This window comes from Aquimarina sp. AWH4_224 (assembly GCF_056160245.1).
In genome coordinates this window covers 320,616-337,512 of record NZ_JBSWWU010000002.1, presented here as the reverse complement: position 1 = coordinate 337,512, position 16,897 = coordinate 320,616, and the positions used below count along the sequence as shown (strand labels likewise).

At 37.0% G+C, this 16,897-nt stretch carries 16 protein-coding genes; 4 read left to right on the top strand and 12 right to left on the bottom strand.

Features of this window, described 5'->3' with window-relative positions; translation table 11 throughout:
• The first annotated feature begins 107 nt into the window (after positions 1-107).
• Both ACXAGJ_RS04830 and ACXAGJ_RS04825 read left to right on the top strand, forming a co-directional pair.
• Entirely contained in the window at positions 108-617 is a 510-nt protein-coding gene (locus ACXAGJ_RS04830; RefSeq protein ID WP_073315956.1) for an acyl-CoA thioesterase, read from the top strand.
• A gap of 102 nt (positions 618-719) precedes the next feature.
• Positions 720-887 (top strand): hypothetical protein, encoded by a 168-nt coding sequence (locus tag ACXAGJ_RS04825; protein WP_170864585.1) that lies wholly within the window; start codon positions 720-722, stop codon positions 885-887.
• A gap of 12 nt (positions 888-899) precedes the next feature.
• Here ACXAGJ_RS04825 and ACXAGJ_RS04820 read toward each other — a convergent pair whose 3' ends face one another.
• The 8 genes from ACXAGJ_RS04820 to ACXAGJ_RS04785 all read right to left on the bottom strand — a co-directional run bounded on the left by ACXAGJ_RS04820 (position 900) and on the right by ACXAGJ_RS04785 (position 9,750).
• Positions 900-2,129 carry a murein hydrolase activator EnvC family protein gene (locus ACXAGJ_RS04820; protein WP_474837625.1) on the bottom strand — a complete coding sequence of 410 codons (1,230 nt, stop codon included), beginning with the start codon at positions 2,127-2,129 and terminating at the stop codon, positions 900-902.
• Positions 2,129-2,899, bottom strand: coding sequence for a lipoprotein insertase outer membrane protein LolB1 (gene lolB1 / locus ACXAGJ_RS04815; protein ID WP_474837623.1), 771 nt, complete (start codon positions 2,897-2,899; stop codon positions 2,129-2,131). The genes ACXAGJ_RS04820 and lolB1 overlap by 1 nt, the downstream gene beginning before the upstream one ends.
• A gap of 6 nt (positions 2,900-2,905) precedes the next feature.
• Positions 2,906-4,276: a tetratricopeptide repeat protein gene (locus ACXAGJ_RS04810; protein ID WP_474837621.1), complete on the bottom strand. Its 1,371-nt coding sequence runs from the start codon at positions 4,274-4,276 to the stop codon at positions 2,906-2,908.
• 35 nt (positions 4,277-4,311) lie between these two features.
• Positions 4,312-5,328 (bottom strand): sugar phosphate nucleotidyltransferase, encoded by a 1,017-nt coding sequence (locus ACXAGJ_RS04805; protein WP_474837619.1) that lies wholly within the window; start codon positions 5,326-5,328, stop codon positions 4,312-4,314.
• Between the two features lie 44 nt (positions 5,329-5,372).
• Entirely contained in the window at positions 5,373-5,807 is a 435-nt protein-coding gene (gene dut / locus ACXAGJ_RS04800) for a dUTP diphosphatase (RefSeq protein WP_474837617.1), read from the bottom strand.
• 37 nt (positions 5,808-5,844) lie between these two features.
• Positions 5,845-7,299 (bottom strand): oligosaccharide flippase family protein, encoded by a 1,455-nt coding sequence (locus ACXAGJ_RS04795; protein WP_474837615.1) that lies wholly within the window; start codon positions 7,297-7,299, stop codon positions 5,845-5,847.
• A 9-nt stretch (positions 7,300-7,308) separates the two neighbouring features.
• Positions 7,309-7,689 (bottom strand): hypothetical protein, encoded by a 381-nt coding sequence (locus ACXAGJ_RS04790; protein WP_474837613.1) that lies wholly within the window; start codon positions 7,687-7,689, stop codon positions 7,309-7,311.
• A gap of 207 nt (positions 7,690-7,896) precedes the next feature.
• On the bottom strand, positions 7,897-9,750 hold the full coding sequence (locus ACXAGJ_RS04785) for a serine hydrolase (protein WP_474837611.1): 1,854 nt from the start codon (positions 9,748-9,750) through the stop codon (positions 7,897-7,899).
• A gap of 161 nt (positions 9,751-9,911) precedes the next feature.
• Here ACXAGJ_RS04785 and ACXAGJ_RS04780 point away from each other — a divergent pair, with 161 nt between their 5' ends.
• The gene (locus ACXAGJ_RS04780) at positions 9,912-11,588 is read left to right on the top strand and encodes a histidine kinase (RefSeq protein WP_474837609.1); all 1,677 of its coding nucleotides are present in this window, start codon (positions 9,912-9,914) and stop codon (positions 11,586-11,588) included.
• Positions 11,589-11,592: 4 nt separating this feature from the next.
• The gene (locus tag ACXAGJ_RS04775) at positions 11,593-12,291 is read left to right on the top strand and encodes a LytR/AlgR family response regulator transcription factor (RefSeq protein WP_474837607.1); all 699 of its coding nucleotides are present in this window, start codon (positions 11,593-11,595) and stop codon (positions 12,289-12,291) included.
• A gap of 84 nt (positions 12,292-12,375) precedes the next feature.
• Here ACXAGJ_RS04775 and atpG read toward each other — a convergent pair whose 3' ends face one another.
• The 4 genes from atpG to atpH are packed head-to-tail and all read right to left on the bottom strand — an operon-like array spanning position 12,376 to position 16,893.
• Positions 12,376-13,236, bottom strand: a complete 861-nt coding sequence (gene atpG, locus ACXAGJ_RS04770; RefSeq protein WP_474837605.1) for an ATP synthase F1 subunit gamma — start codon at positions 13,234-13,236, stop codon at positions 12,376-12,378.
• A 43-nt stretch (positions 13,237-13,279) separates the two neighbouring features.
• On the bottom strand, positions 13,280-14,860 hold the full coding sequence (gene atpA / locus ACXAGJ_RS04765; protein ID WP_474837603.1) for a F0F1 ATP synthase subunit alpha: 1,581 nt from the start codon (positions 14,858-14,860) through the stop codon (positions 13,280-13,282).
• 21 nt (positions 14,861-14,881) lie between these two features.
• The gene (locus ACXAGJ_RS04760; RefSeq protein WP_474837601.1) at positions 14,882-16,354 is read right to left on the bottom strand and encodes a hypothetical protein; all 1,473 of its coding nucleotides are present in this window, start codon (positions 16,352-16,354) and stop codon (positions 14,882-14,884) included.
• An 11-nt stretch (positions 16,355-16,365) separates the two neighbouring features.
• Positions 16,366-16,893: an ATP synthase F1 subunit delta gene (gene atpH, locus ACXAGJ_RS04755; protein WP_474837599.1), complete on the bottom strand. Its 528-nt coding sequence runs from the start codon at positions 16,891-16,893 to the stop codon at positions 16,366-16,368.
• Positions 16,894-16,897 lie beyond the last annotated feature (4 nt).

The following is a 16,897-nucleotide window of genomic DNA, read 5'->3' as shown; positions in this document are numbered from 1 at the left end:
ATTTTTCAAAATCTCAAACCTTGTTTAAGTGGTGTAAATCACTTTTGGCCAGCGAAATAGTGTAAGTTCTTTTTACGTCATTATCTTTGCCAAAAATTTTATTGTTTATGGAAGCTCGATATCCTTCAGAATCTTTAACCACACTTACGGACTTAGTTTTACCAGGAGAGACCAATCCTTTGAATAATTTGTTTGGAGGAGAATTACTTGCCCGTATGGACCGCGCAGCTGGAATTGCAGCCGGGAGACACTCTAGAAGAATTGTAGTAACCGCTTCTGTAAACCATGTAGCATTTAATCAAGCCATCCCATTAGGTAGTGTAGTTACTGTAGAAGCAAAAGTATCCAGAGCTTTCACCTCCTCTATGGAAGTGATTATCGATGTATGGGTAGAAGACCGACAAAGTGGTGATCGTACCAAGGTGAACGAAGCTATTTATACCTTTGTAGCAGTAAACGAAACAGGGAGCCCGGTTCCTGTACCTCCCATACAACCACAAACTGATCTGGAAAAGCAACGTTATGAAGCCGCGTTACGTCGCAAGCAATTGAGCTTGGTATTGGCCGGAAAGATGAAACCAGACGATGCTACAGAACTTAAGGCACTATTCATATAGCACCTCATTATTAGATTACTTAAATCTATCTTAAAGTCGAGAAAATAGCATTTCCTTTTGACCATTTTTATCTATCTTGATAAAGACAATAGGAACTTCTACATGAAGAAACAACACAAAATAACCATATCGGTATACATCACTTTGGTTGGGTTTATCCTAATGCTTGCGCTATTTATACGATATCGATATTTTGGAGCCGAAGATGTATACAGTTATCTTTCTCTGGTGTTTACTTCTCTTACTGAAACACTTTCGCCCTCTTGCTAGTTGAGGAAAAGATTACATTCTATAAATCCACTGCTGAGGATTTAATCGCTTAGCATTTTGATAAATCAGAAACTTCATAGTTGTCCTCCCCGTAGTTGGATTCGTTCTAACTTCGCCTATAGACTGTTTTGTGGTAATCTTCTGGCCTTCCTTAACAGAAATATTATGTAGATTATAATAGGCAGTGATATAGTTACCATGTCGAATTTGTACCAATCGACTAGCTCCCTTCAATTTTTGAATGGCTATTACTTCTCCCTCAAAAATTGCTCTGGCGCGTTCACCTGACCTTGTTTCAATCTCCACACCACTACTATTGATTTGAATATTGGGTAAGGTAGGGTGCGGTTGTCGACCATATTTTTTGGTCAATCTCCCTGTGCCTACCGGCCAGGGTAGTTTTCCTTTGTTGGATGTAAAATTATCGGCCAGTACTTTGGCCTCGGCAGTCATGGCAAAAGTGGTAGCTGTACCTTTTTTGGCTACCTTATTCCCAGCTTTTTTGTTGGCGCGAGCAATGGCCTCGCGAATTAATTTTTCAATTTGTTTATCAATCGCACTGGCACGCTCCTGTTTCTTTTTAATTTGCTTTGTGTAAACCCCTTGCTTCTTCTTAATAGAAGCCATGAGCACCTGTTGCTCTTTCTTCTCTTCCTTTAATTTTTGTTGTGCTTCGCGATTCTCACTAATCAAGGTTTCTTTATCCTCTTTTTGCTTAGACAGATTTCGATTTAATTGCTGAAGCTCCATAGTGTTTTTTTCGATACGATCTGCCTGCTCTTTTCGATGTTCATTGTACTGCTTCATGTACTGCAATCGCTTATAGGCTTGCGTAAAATTGGAGGACGACAACAAAAACATAATCCTGCTTTGATGCGACTTACTTTTGTAAGATTTCTTGACCATATTGGCGTAGTCTTCTTTCAGCACCTTTAATTCATTGCGATAGGTATCAATTTTATTCAGATTACTATTGATTTCTCTGGTCAGTAAGTTGGTTTGTTGATTGGTGATCTTAATCAGGTTTTGGCGCGTGCTTATCTGTGCAGAAATCGATTCTACCTCATCCAGAACGGATAATTCTTTTACTTTGTTTTCTTCTCGTAACTGCCTCATTTGTTCAATTTCCTGACGCAAACGTTGCCGTTCTTCTTCAAGTTTCTGTTGTTTGGTGCTTTGGGCATGCATAGGTGCCACGCACAATAGCAATACAACAACACTTATAAATCGCAATACTTTCATTAAATACTGATTTCCTTGGACCCTGATGGTATTTTAAACGGAAAACTTACGCGAGCATTGTAATCCACTGCTCTATATTCTACATCGATGATCGTAGTATTGTCGCCTTCTACTGCTTCGATGATGATTCTTTTGGGGAAATCCTGATTTCCTATCTTTTGATATCCCTGATATTTGATGGATAAATCTCGGTTTTCGGCTGGTTGTTTCAACTTTTGCTCTGCTATCTTAAAATTACCTGGGTCGACAAGAAATAGCCGCTCAAAAAGTACGAAATCCGTTTTAGGTTTTAGTAGATAAGATCCTTCATCTATACTGGTTTTATATTTGTCTTCTCTGAGATTAAATAATGCTTGACCCAATAAGAGTTGTTGTACCTTATCAAAATCTAGATCGGTGCCCAACCATTCGCTTAGCAATTGGAAATCTCCTTCGAAATGAGAGTTTTCGATTTTTTCGTAGTAACTTACTTTATCTGGAGTTATTAGTGCCTTTGCCAAGGTAATTCCCAACATTTTGACACTTACCCATATCACCTTATCTTTTTCGATTCTTAAGGTCGCTGTTGGGCTCACACCACGTTTACCATCGTCGTATTTTACTTTGATTCTGGCATTAAGAGTCTCGAAGTTGAAAGAACGGTTATAATGATTGGCAATCACCTTTTCTGCACTCAATTTTTTTACCTTGGTAGTATTTGCAGTTTTTGTTCCTTTACACGAATACAGAAAGAATAACGAGAAACATAAAAGATAAAATACTTTGTTCATCAACTATTATGATTTTTTCTGAAGCTGAATAGCCTTTTGCATATATTCTGAAGCTTTATTTTCGTCTCCGAGTTTTTGATAAGCTTCACTAATTTGTTTATAAAAATCGGATTCCATCTTCGAATCATCGATAACGTAATCGATTCCGGTAGTCAAAATTTCGATTGCAGCATCTGCCCTTTCTAATTGCAATAATGATACCCCATTCACCAAATAAAAGATCGGTTGTGCCGGATACATTTCTAAAGCTAATTCGCTTCCGCTTTCCGCTTTTTGATACCGCTTTAAATCTAATTGTAGCAGTAATATCCGTTTTAACAATCCAAAGTCATTGGTATTCGCTTTGATTCCTCTTTCGTAGAAATTAAGCGCTTGCTCCTTCTGATCTTTCTTGTAGTAAAAGTGCCCTAACTCTGTAAATACCTTAGCGCCATTACCATCTCCAGAAAGTGCATTCATCACCGTAGTCAACTCACTTTCATATTCTGGATGGGTATTGATAAACTGCAAAAAGTCGCTTACTACCTTATACTTTGCTTCGGTATCTACTTTACCGCTCTTCAGTGTAATTTCCATAGAGCGAATGGCCTCTTTGGTTTGCTTATTTTCTAAATAAAACTTGTACAAAGACAGGTGTACCAAATCTGACTTCGGTACTTTTTTCAAAAGGCGTTTAGCGGTTTCGAATGCTTTTTCCTTTTGATTGTCCTGGCTATACATATAGATCAGATTCAAATAATTCTGCTCTACCTTGGGCTTTTCTTTGATTTGTTGTTCAAGTCTACTAATCTGATTTGAAGGATCGGTAATCTTTAAAGCAATTCGTTTCCTAAGTTGAAGCCGATACGTATCGATCCCATACTCTTCATTCAATTCATCCAGCACCCTAAGCGCATCATCATAGCGTTTTTCGATGTAGTAAAGATTAGCTAACTGCTCTTTGAACATACTATTAAACACCACCAATTTTTCTACAACTTCTACCGACTCTTTATATTTCTGCTCTTTGAAATACACTTCATACAAAAGCTCGAGTACAAATCGATCGTCTGGTTTTTCTTCTAGTACCTTTTTGAAATTGGATTCTGCCTGTTCGTAGAGTTTAAGCTCAAGATAATTTTTGCCTAGTTCGAGATATAAAAAATTAGGCGAAGGATCTAACTCTATACATTTTTCTAAAGCCTTGATTGCTTTATCATAATTAGTGATCGCTTTTTGTTTTAGCGCTTCAAAGAAATTCTCCTGAAATTCGTCAGAAACATTTCCCAGGTCATCAATATTTACTTCTTGCTTGGGCTCAATTTCCTGAGCCAAAACAACAGCGTTGCCCCATCCAAAGGACAAACAAAATAAGCAAATACAGATCCTTTGTTTCATCACAAATCCATCTTAAACTATTAACGCATCACAAATTATTCCAAAACGGAATAATCTCCAATACTAATGGTCGAGAATTTTCCGTCGTAAACTACGTGATTACCAACCATAGCATTGTCTAAGTTAGCATTTTTTATTGTAGTTTTCGTTTGCACCAAGCTATTTTTAATTGTGGTATTCTCTACTGTACAGTCATCCCCTATAGATACGTTTGGTCCAACCGTTGTATTTCTTAAAGTTACATTTTCTCCAATGTAACAAGGTTCAATAATTGTTGCGTTTTCTTGAGTAACCGAATCGCTCACCAGATTTTCTCCATCTTTTTGCAAAAAACCTAGCATTCTAGAATTAGTTTCTACGGTTACATTTTTGTTACCACAGTCCATCCATTCGTCAACTTTTCCGGTAACAAAAACTTTCCCGTCGGCCATCATTCTTTTGATACCGTCGTTTATCTGATATTCTCCTCCATGAATAATGTTGTTGTCTAATACATATTGCAATTCATTTTTTAGTACGCCAACATCCTTAAAATAATAGATTCCTATTACAGCTAAATCTGATACAAATTCTTTAGGTTTTTCTACTAATTCTGTAATATGACTTTGCTCGTTTAGTTTTACTACTCCATAGGCTTCAGGTTGATCCACTTGTTTTACCCAAATAACAGAATCTGCATCTTTATCCAGATTAAAATCTGCGCGAATCAACGTATCTGCATAAGCGATAACTGCTGGCCCTGATAAAGAATCTTTTGCACACATAATTGCATGTCCGGTTCCCAGAGGCTGATCTTGTCTATAAATAGAAGCCTTTGCCCCCAGACTTTCTGCCAACTCTGTTAAACTAGCTACCACATCATCTCCAAAAAAGGCAGGATCTCCCAATACAAAAGCAATCTCCTCGACTGGTTCTCCCAAAACTTTGGCAATGTCGGATACCAATCGATGAACGATAGGTTTTCCTGCAACAGGGATTAAAGGTTTAGGAACAGTTAAGGTATGAGGTCTTAGTCTTGAACCTCTTCCTGCCATAGGTACAATGATCTTCATGTGTTATTGTTTTGTATGATATTGGTTAATTTTTTCTTTTCTTTTTATTTCACTCCTGTGCTTCCAAAGCCTCCTTCTCCTCTAGAGGTTTCAGATAATTCGGTTACTTCTATCCATTCTGCACGTTCGTGTTTCGCAATTACTAACTGAGCAATTCTCTCCCCATTTTCAATGGTAAAATTACCGTGAGATAAGTTGACTAATATCACTCCTATTTCTCCCCTATAATCTGCATCTATAGTTCCTGGGGCATTCAGTACTGTGATTCCTTTTTTTGCCGCCAATCCACTTCTTGGCCTTACTTGCGCCTCATACCCTACTGGCAATTCGATAAACAATCCTGTTTTGATAATAGCTCGATCCAAAGGTGCTAATGTAACAGGCTCTTCTATATTTGCTCTTAGGTCCATTCCTGCAGAAGCAATAGTTTCATAATTAGGAAGATCATGGGTGGATCTATTAATAATTTTGATTTGCATAGATATTGGTAAAATTGCTAATGGCCTTTAGTTGGCCTTACTTTTTTAAAATTTGTTTCAATTCCCTTCTCTCAGAGGCGTACAAAATTACTAAAAACAGTACGAACAACGGGATAGAAATCAAATAATTGCTGTCGAAAATATAAAAGGATACTACCGAAAAACTTATTGATAAAAGAAGATACAATCCAATCTTTCTAAGATTATACGGAATCGGGTAATATTTTCGGCCAAAATACCAGGATAGAGTCATCATCGTTCCGTATGCCGCCAAGGTAGCGATCGCAGAACCGAGATAACTATATTGCGGAATCAAGGCGAAATTAAGAATAAGTGTTACCAACGCTCCTACAATAGAAATGTAGGCTCCAAATTTGGTTCTATCTGTAATTTTATACCAAACCGAAAGATTGTGGTAGATCCCAAGACATAGATTGGCCAACAAAATAATAGGTACTACAATCATTGCTTCCCAATACTCTGGATTTTTGATCATAAATGCTTTCAGGAGATCAGAAAAGGTAATTACCCCTATCAGAATTACACATCCAAAAATTACAAAATACTGTGTGATCTGCGCATAGGTTTTGGGGGCGTTCTTCTCTTTGGCATGACTAAAAAAGAAGGGCTCTATTCCCATCCTGAAAGCGGTTGCAAACAAGGTCATAAACAAGGCCAGTTTATAGCAGGCAGCATAGGCTCCAGAATCAAACAATCCTTCTTTCTCTCCCAATATCCATTCTAACAAGATTTTGTCGAAATGCTCATTGATCGCAAATGCCAATCCCGAGATCAATATCGGGAAACCGTAGCCCAGCATCTTTTTCCATAGTTCTTTATCAAAGCTATACTTGATTTTAAGATAGAAAGGTAACATTAATAGCAAGGTAACTCCACTCGCAATTACATTAGAAAGGAAAATGTACTGCACCTGAAAATCTTCAATGTAAATTTTTTGAAACATTTCAGATTTGAAAGAAAGGTCTTTAAGAAAAATGAGGAAAAACACGTTCAACGTAGCATAAATAACCACGTTAATAATCTTAATGATTGCATAGCGCATAGGCCTTTCCATGGCTCTTAAATGTGCAAAAGGAATAATCACTAAAGCGTCTAATGCCAAAATCCATATCACATATCTCAAAAACTCTGTTTCTACACCAATCAAAGTAGCTATTTGGTCTTGAGCCAAAATGGTAATAAGTACAAAAATGGCTGTAGAAAATACAATGGATATTGCGGAAGTACTTGTAACCTTACTTTTAAATTTATCGAGATTCAGAAATCGAAAAAACGAAGTTTCCATCCCATAAGCCAGTACCACATTAAAAACAATGATCCAGGAAAACAAGATGGTAACCCGACCATAGGCAATGGGACCATCTAAATATTTGGTATGAACAATTACCAAAAGAAAAGACAACATTCTAGGTAGAACCGTTGCCAATCCATAAATAAACGTTTGCTTAAATAATTTCTGAAAGATACTCAATGTGTGGTATTACTTTTTCTCTTGAATATTTTCTATCTTAAAATGACTTTGCACACCGTCTTTGATGTAACTAATTACACACTCGTTACCTTTAAGTTGAAAAGGGATTCTTTCTATTCCTGGTGGTAGTGTATTATTAAATTCTTCTTTTGGATCAGAGCTCATCACCATATCTTTGTTTTCTCCTTTTGGCAAGGTGTATTTCCCTACGTATACCGAGGTTCCTTCTTCTTTACTAAGTGCAATTTTTTTGAACTTAAAATATGCATGTTCTAATTGTATTGTCGAAGCTTCATCAACAGGAATATAAAGCGTCAACCCCCTTTCATCGTCAGTATTCCATCTTTCAAAATACGGGTTTTCAATTTTTACGGGTGCTATCTTATCCATTTTCTGACTGCTTGCACATTGTATACACAACGTGCATATTACTAAAAAAGCAATTGCTATAGCTATCGATTTCGTTAATTTCATGGCTATCATTGATTAAATGTACGTTAATATAGAAAATCAAACGTAAAAAAGAAGAAAAATTTATTTCTTACCCAAAAAACCTCATAAGTTTCCTTATGAGGTCAATTTTATAAATAGGGTTGTCTAAAATTCTTGTTCCGACTTTTGTTCTAACTCCTTGATTTTCAAAGATACTCTTTCTTTGTATTCTTGAGAAGCATTCAATGCTTGAGCCTTTTTGTAGTTTTTAACTGATTTTTGAAACTGCCCATTTACTTCATAGATCTCCCCAAGACTGTCGTATGTATTCCATGAATCTGGATGTTCTTCGCGATTAAACTCTAATACCGCAATCGCCTTTTTCATATTATTTTCCATGTAGAAAATATATCCGAATTCATTAAGAATAGCTTCAAACTCAAGATCTGGAGCTAATTCTTTGATCTTTTTATATTCTTGTTTTGCAGCTGCAATTTCAAGATTCGAAAAGGCATCAATAAGCTGGGTCTTATGGTTTTTTATTTCTTCTTTTTGAATCACCACTTTGTTTTCTTCGGTCTTATTTCTAAAAATCACAATCTCCTTTAATTCAGAGTTCCCATTAGTTACGAATTGTATATCATTGGGATAGTCTTCAATTTTGAATGTATTATTACCTACATAATACATCTGGTTTTTCTTCTTTTGTAACATAAACTCAAACATGGGCGAGCTAATAAACAAGTTACCATCTTCTTCAAAAATCTTATTGACTCCAGGCGCGTGATACAAGAAATCCAGATAGGACCCAACCACCATATTTTTTACATCCTCTGGTATTTCTTTTAATAATTTTTGATCGATAGATTGTTTCCAGTTACATCTCTCTACAATTTCGTTTCTCAAGAAATTCATCACCGGAAATCGATTAGGCTTATCTCCATTGGCAAGGATTGCAAGGCCACTTCCTCCCTGTAGGGTAGCCATAAATTCTCCTCCAACACCCGTATTCGATCCCCCATGAGAGAACCAATCCCGATTTCCTATCCCAAACGACCTATTCCAACCCGCACTCCAGCCCCCTACATCATCTAGCGATAGCACTTTGGTGATTCGTTTTGCCACATTATGGGAGATCACCTTATTGTTTTGATTACGTAGTGCATTTTGCATTTCTATCCCTATAATTGCCAAATCCGAAGGAGTAGACCACATTCCCGATGGAGCCACCTGCGGAGTGATCGGGAGTCCCGTTTTTATAATTTCTCCTTTCATGTTATGTACTTTTGCCACATTGTTCAGGAAACCTTCTTCGTTAGGTTGTTTCATTGTGGTGTTCTTAAGTCCAAGCGGATCAAAAACATATGTTTTTACCAAATCTGCCAATGGTGTGTTCAAATGATCTTCTATGGCCATCTGGATAATCACGTATCCTCCTCCACTGTATTTCCAATGGGTACCCGGTTCAAATAAAAATTCTATCTCCCTATCGTACCTTGGCAACAACTCTCCTTTCAAACTTTGTAAAATGGTAGGGATTTTATCTCCTTCATAAAAATCCGCAAATCCACCCTGACTCGTACCTGCAGTATGAGATAAGAGTTGCAACCAGGTAATATCCTTACTATTTTCAAACGTACTGGATGGTAATTGCCATCGTTTTAAATACTTTGAAATTGGATCATCAAGATTGATATGCCCTTTTTCTTCCAAAATCCCACAAAGTATGCTAATGATCGCTTTGGAAGTAGAGGCAGTAGAAAAAGCTGTGTTCTCGTCAATTTTATCTGTTGCGCCAGACGCTTTGATTCCCCATTGATGCAACCAAATCATCTTGTAATCGTCGAATACAGCAACACTCAATCCGTGAAGTTGATGCTTCTGCATTTTCTGATTGATCTGTTCATTTAACGCTTCTAAATGTTCTGATTGCTTTGATTGACCATAAATTATGTTCCCCATCAAAGCGTAACTAAAAAGGATAATTAGTACCCCCATTTTAATTTTTGTCGTTCTCATATCCATAAAGTATTTGTTCGTATTTTGATTATCTGGACCTAAATTCTTCTTTTATGTACCATTTTAAAAGGTTTTCTTTACCAACTGCTCTATAGTTATTTGAACTGCATTTTTTGACTTTCTTTTTGTCCTATCTTAGCCTTATCAAGATCTCTTTGCTCATGAATCGATTTGGTATATTCAAAATTGTTGTCTTTATCACTAGTATTGCTTGCTTCATCTCTTGCGAAAATGATTTTAAGGTTCAAGCTCCTCAAATAAGATACAAGACAGGAGACACGCTAAATTGGCGATTAAAAAACATTGATGACAATTCTTGGTCATTGCAAAGAGAGAATAGTAAAGATGCTATTTTTTGGGCGAGAACTACTATTCGTATAGATCAACATCCTCAAGAAGATACCCCTCAAGGTTTGCTTATCTATGGCTTTGGTGCTTATGAAGTGTATTGGGACGAAGTTTTGATAGGCAGAAATGGCACCCCAGGCAAGGAACATCTTAAAAAAGGAGAAGTGGATCGATCTTTTATTATTCCTGATTCCCTGGCAAAAAAAGGAGAGCATCTTTTGGCGTTACGCATTTCGCAACGGTATTACCCGGATCAAAAACGTGGTTTTGCTTTTGTATTAAGTAGTTATAAAAACCTTATCCAGTCACCGGTAGTGTTAACAGCCATCACTTATATTTTTGCAGGTGCTTTTTTACTTACAGCCGTTTATTTTTTCATGCTCTATTTTTATAATAAAAGGTTTTTTCCGGTATTGCTATTCAGCATATGCTCCTTTCTGTTTTCGGTACTTATCATCGTAGAGTATATCAAATTTTTCCTGCCAATTCACTACAGCGATTTTTACATTCGGTTAGAAATTATTGGTGTATTGACATTTTTGATCGCTTTTTTGATTCCGGTATATTTCTCGATACAGTTTTCACTTCCCAAAAGAAAGTTGCTGTTATCTGGATATTTCGCACTCTTGCTTTTTATATTTTTCTATTTCAAAGGGCGATACGATCATACCACAGCACTTCTGATTATCTGTATGTGGGTTTTTTCTATAATCATAGTAGGTATTGCAACCTACAAAAAAACAGAAAATGCCATTGTAGTATTAGGTTCATTACTGATCAATATTTTACTGTATTATCTCATCACTTATGATTTTAGTCTTATCATTAGCTTCACCATTTTATTACTAAGTATGTTTTATGTTCTTGCCCAACACATCCGAAAACAACGTGAGGCTTTTGAACATTCTTTGGTAGAAACCTCCAGATTAAAAAATGAATTGTTGAAGAAAAAAATACAGCCTCATTTCTTAATGAACACTCTTACTTCTTTGATAGATTGGGTTGAGGAATCCCCAAGTAAAGGCGTTGATTTTATTGAAGCATTAGCCGAAGAATTCGATCTGCTGAACCAGATTGAAGATAAAAAACTCATCCCTATTGATCAGGAAATACAGCTTTGCAAAAGCTTTCTCAATATCATGAGATACCGAAAGGAAATTATTTATTCCTGGAGCGACGAGGGTATTCATCCAGATCAAAGTATTCCCCCAGCCATACTACATACGTTGGTAGAAAACGGAATCACCCATTGTATACCCGACGAACACAATGAACTTCGTTTCCATCTATATCAAGAATCCTCATCGTCTTATAGAAGCTATATCTTACGAACTATAGCTAACTTACGAAACCCTGAAAAATCCATTGAAGACGGCACCGGAAACACCTATATTAAAGCTCGTCTAACTGAAAGTTATGGCCGAAAATGGGATTTTGAATCTTATAAAACCCCAGAAGGATGGAAAAATATCATAACCATTTATTCTTAAGCTTATGCATATCCTAGTTATTGAAGACGAATCAAGAATTGCAAAGCGTATTATGAGAATGACCAAAGAGTTTTTCCTGAATACGGTATCCGAGATTACGCACATAGAATCATTGGCTAAAGGACTTGAATTTGTAACAGCGCATAAAGTGGATCTTGTTCTTTTGGATCTCAATCTGAATGGGGAAAGTGGTTTTGACCTCCTTAAAGAAGCTGTTTCACAATCCTTTCATACTATCATTATATCCGCCTATAAAGATCAAGCCATACAAGCTTTTGAATTTGGGGTTCTGGATTTTGTACCCAAACCATTTAACAAGGAAAGGTTATATAAAGCTTTTGATCGGGTACTACATAAAGAAGATGCTGCTCAAAAAAACATCAAGTTTCTTGCCGTCAAAAAACGCGGAGAGGTAAAACTCATTGATATTGAATATATTATTTATATCAAAGGGGCCGGGGTATATTCGGAGCTGGTGCTGAATAACAATAGCACCTTCCTTCATGACAAATCTCTTGAGAAATTGGAGCAACTTCTACCGGATATGTTTGTTAGAATTCATAAATCATATATCACCAAAATTGAGGAGATTAAAACCATCAAAATAAGTTCTGGAAGTAAGTATCAGGCAGAACTTAAGAATGGTGAAGTACTTCCTATTGGAAGAACCAAATATAAGACGCTGAAGGAGCTGTTTAAATAAAATTGCCTGAACATCGAAAACAGGCATAAAAAAAGCCTTATAAACGGATGTTTATAAGGCTTTTTTTATGTTGATATTATCCTATTAGCTATTTAACGCTTCTGCTCCACCAACGATCTCTAGAATCTCATTAGTAATTGCAGCTTGTCTAGCTTTATTGTATGATAATTTAAGCGAATCTCTAAGCTCTGTTGCGTTATCTGTAGCTTTGTGCATCGCAGTCATACGTGCACCGTGCTCAGAAGCAAAAGAATCTCTAATTGCCTTGTACAATTGTGTCTTTAATGACTTAGGAATTAGTTGCTCAACGATCTCTTCTTTTGACGGTTCAAAAATGTAATCTACATTAGTAGCCGTTGCATTTTCTACCGGCAGAATTGGTAGAAACTGCTCTGTGGTTACATCTTGAGAAGCTGCATTTCTAAACTTATTGTATACAACAACAATCTTATCATAAGAACCGTTTGTAAACTTCTCCATTAACTCTTCGGCTATTGCAGCCACATTTGCAAAAGTAAGATCGTCAAAAACCTCATTTTTGTTGGCTACTACCGTATGCGTTTTGGAAACCACATCATTTACTTTTTTACCAATAGTATAAAAGTCAACTTGCTTCCCCGCATAATCATTCTCATATAAACCTCTTACAGCCTTAATGATATTAGAATTAAAAGCACCGGCCAAACCACGGTTTGAGGCAACCGCAACAATTAATACTTTGTTTACCTCACGTTGTTCTGCATATGCACTGGCACTATCTCCTTCTAGAGAAGCACTTAAGCTTTGTAAAAGCTCGGTCAGTTTATCTGCATACGGACGCATTGCTGTAATAGCCATCTGTGCCTTATTCAACTTTGCAGCCGATACCATTTTCATGGCACTGGTAATCTGCATGGTCGAAGACACCGATGTAATTCTACTACGTAATTCTTTTAAGTTTGCCATTTTTAATACTTATGAATTCTGAATTTCAGAATTATGAATTTAATTAAGCTTTATACTTTGCTGAGATCTCTTTACAAGCAGACATAAGTACATCCGTAACTTCGTCTGTTAACTTACCTGATTTAAGAGTATCTAGCGCATCTCTATGCTTTGCATTAAGATATTCGATATAATCGCTTTCAAATTCTTTTACTTTATTTACAGGAACATCCTTTAATAAGTTCTTAGAACCTGCATAGATGATCGCAATTTGATCTTCTACGGTATAAGGGTCATTCTGTGCCTGCTTAAGAATTTCTACGTTACGCTTTCCTTTTTCGATTACGTTTAATGTAGCCGCATCAAGGTCAGATCCAAACTTAGCAAATGCTTCTAATTCACGGAACTGTGCCTGATCCAGTTTTAATGTACCTGCTACCTTCTTCATCGACTTGATCTGAGCAGATCCTCCTACACGAGATACTGAAATACCTACGTTAATTGCAGGACGTACACCAGAGTTAAATAAGTCTGATGTTAAGAAAATCTGACCATCAGTAATCGAAATTACGTTGGTAGGAATATACGCAGAAACGTCACCAGCTTGTGTTTCGATAATTGGAAGAGCAGTTAATGAACCACCACCTTTTACTTTATCTTTTAATGAATCTGGCAAGTCATTCATGTCTTTTGCAATGCTATCATCAGCAATCACCTTTGCAGAACGCTCTAATAATCTTGAGTGCAAATAGAAAACGTCTCCAGGATACGCCTCACGTCCTGGTGGACGACGTAATAACAAAGATACCTCACGATATGCTACCGCTTGCTTTGATAAATCATCATAGATGATTAATGCAGGACGACCTGTATCACGGAAGTACTCTCCGATAGCCGCTCCAGCAAAAGGAGCATACACCTGCATCGGTGCAGGATCAGAAGCGTTTGCCGCAACGATAGTTGTATAAGCTAAAGCTCCTTTGTCTTCTAATACTTTAGCAATTCCTGCCACTGTAGAAGCTTTCTGCCCGATAGCTACATATATACAGTATACTGGCTCACCAGCATCATAAAATTCTTTTTGGTTAAGGATCGTATCGATACATACCGTAGTCTTACCAGTCTGACGGTCACCGATTACCAACTCACGCTGCCCTCTTCCGATAGGTACCATGGCATCGATAGACTTGATCCCTGTTTGAAGTGGTTCGTTTACCGGCTGACGGAAAACTACCCCAGGTGCTTTACGCTCTAATGGCATTTCAAAAGTTTCACCTTCGATCGCTCCTTTACCATCAATTGGGTTACCTAGTGTGTCTACAACACGTCCTACGATTCCCTCTCCAACATTAATCGATGCAATACGCTGAGTACGTTTTACTGTTGCACCTTCTTTTACCTCTGTAGAAGAACCTAAAAGTACTACACCAACATTATCCTCTTCAAGGTTAAGTACGATACCTTCTAACCCTGATTCGAACTGCACTAACTCTCCGTACTGTGCATTAGATAATCCATATACACGTGCGATACCATCACCAACTTGTAGTACCGTTCCTACTTCTTCCAATGAAGCTGTTGCCTCAAATCCGGATAATTGTTGTTTTAAAATTGCTGATACTTCAGCAGGATTCACTTCTGCCATAATTACTATTATTTCTCTTGATTACTTACAAGAGTTGTTATAAAAATTAATAAGTTCTTTTATCGTTTCTATTTCTTGAAAACCAGCTTCGTTATATACACCATCTCCATAATCACATCCTCCGAGATATTCTTTTAACTTAGCGATCTTCTTTTCTTCTTTGATCAATGGTCCAAAAGCAAAATCAAATGCTTTTTCCTGACCTTCTACTCTCAGATAATATTTTTTGCTTGGGAACTCTTGATAGATAGTTCCTTTTCCATCTTTGAATACTTCTTGCATAAAAAGTGCACCAGAACCACCGATAGATAAAGCATCTCCTCCTCCGGCAAGCATTCCGTTACTTTTTACTTTTATTCCCTGGTAACAAGTTTCGTTTCCAGCTTTATCAAAAACACAAAAACGAGCTCCTTTTTTTGCAGCCAACACTTTTGTTCTTTTTTTCTCCTTCTCATTCAGGTAAATGATACTCACCTTTTTCCCTACATCACTACCGTCTAAACTTACAATAGTTGCATTTGCCAAAGGATCCGTTGGATCTTTAAGATCTTCAAAAATCATAGTAACCTCTCCTTCAAAACGCTCTCCTTTGTCGTTTATCCCATATCCTAATTGCCCATAGATATTAGCTGAGTTCGCTTTCGCTTCCTCGTAGCTTTTGATCGCTTCTGCTTGAGCTTCTTCATTCACCTTTTCCAAGGTTGCTTTGGCACTATGTCCTAGTTCCAAACCGCGAGTGTGCATGCGACGTACCGCCTCTATAACAAACTCTTTGGTAGCATACTTATCCGTAGCACTATATCTATTTTTAGTATTGTACGTCAATGGACTTGTAAGTAACTGTGATTCTATAGTTACGTTTCCGCTTAAATCCTGAGTTACCACTCCGATCTTGTACGTATCTAAATCACGAATGATCATAGTACTTGCATCTGCAAATCGGTAGGTACCGATCTTTTCTCCTTTTCTGGTGATTTCTTTAAGCTCTGCATCCACAAAAATCCCAATACTCTCTGTAGCAGCATAGGCAGCAGCACTTTCTTTGGCTGCTATTACTAGTCGCTCATATTCTGCCTTACTAGCTCGTTCTCTTTTCTCGCTAAAAAAAGCTGTAATCTTATCATTATTTACGGCACCAGCAGCATCAAAAAATCCAAGTTCTTTCATTAAGAACTCGGCAATAGCTTTCTTCATGTTCAAAGTGAAAGACATGTATTTCATATCTACCTCATTTTCGAACTCGCTATTCTCGTTGGTTAACACCAACCATTCGAAACTTTTTGTTTCGTCTAATTTGTAAGCCTCTCTTTTTGCAGTGATAAACACTTTATCCGTAGATGAATCTGTGAAAATATATTCGCCACCTTTTGATGCAGTTACTCGTATTGGAGTTTCTTTTTTGTCTACTAATACTACATCCTTTTTCACCTTCACCTTTTGTGCGCAAAGGGTAAGACTAAAAGTAAGTAGTACGATGGTTACAATATTTCTCATAGTTATTTGGATTAGTTACTAAGTTCTCTTCTTAGTGCGGTTAATTTGTGCGCGATACTAGCATTATATTGCATATCTCCAACTCTCAAAATAAACCCTCCAATAATACTCTCATCAACAATATTCTCTATAGTTGCCTCATTACCGGTTAACTCCTTTACCTTGTCAAGTACTTTTGCACTTAACGCCTTATCCAAAGGAACCGCAGTAGTCACTTTGGCAACTTGTGTATTGTTTAATTGATCTAAAAGTACAATGTATTGTTTTGCAACATCACCCAATAGGTTTACTCTTTTATTCTGAACCAGAGTTTCGAATAACTTTTGAGTGATCTCTTCTGTACCTTTAAAAATCTCACGTAGAGAAGCTAGTTTTACTTCGCTTTTGATCAATGGACTGTTCAACACCATTCTAAGATCTGCACTTTCATCAATAGTTGCGATGATACTCTGCATATCTTTTTGAATAGCCGAAGTCGCTTTTTTATCCTGAGCGATGCTCAAAACTGCTTTTGCATATCGTATTGCTGCTCTACTCATCTAT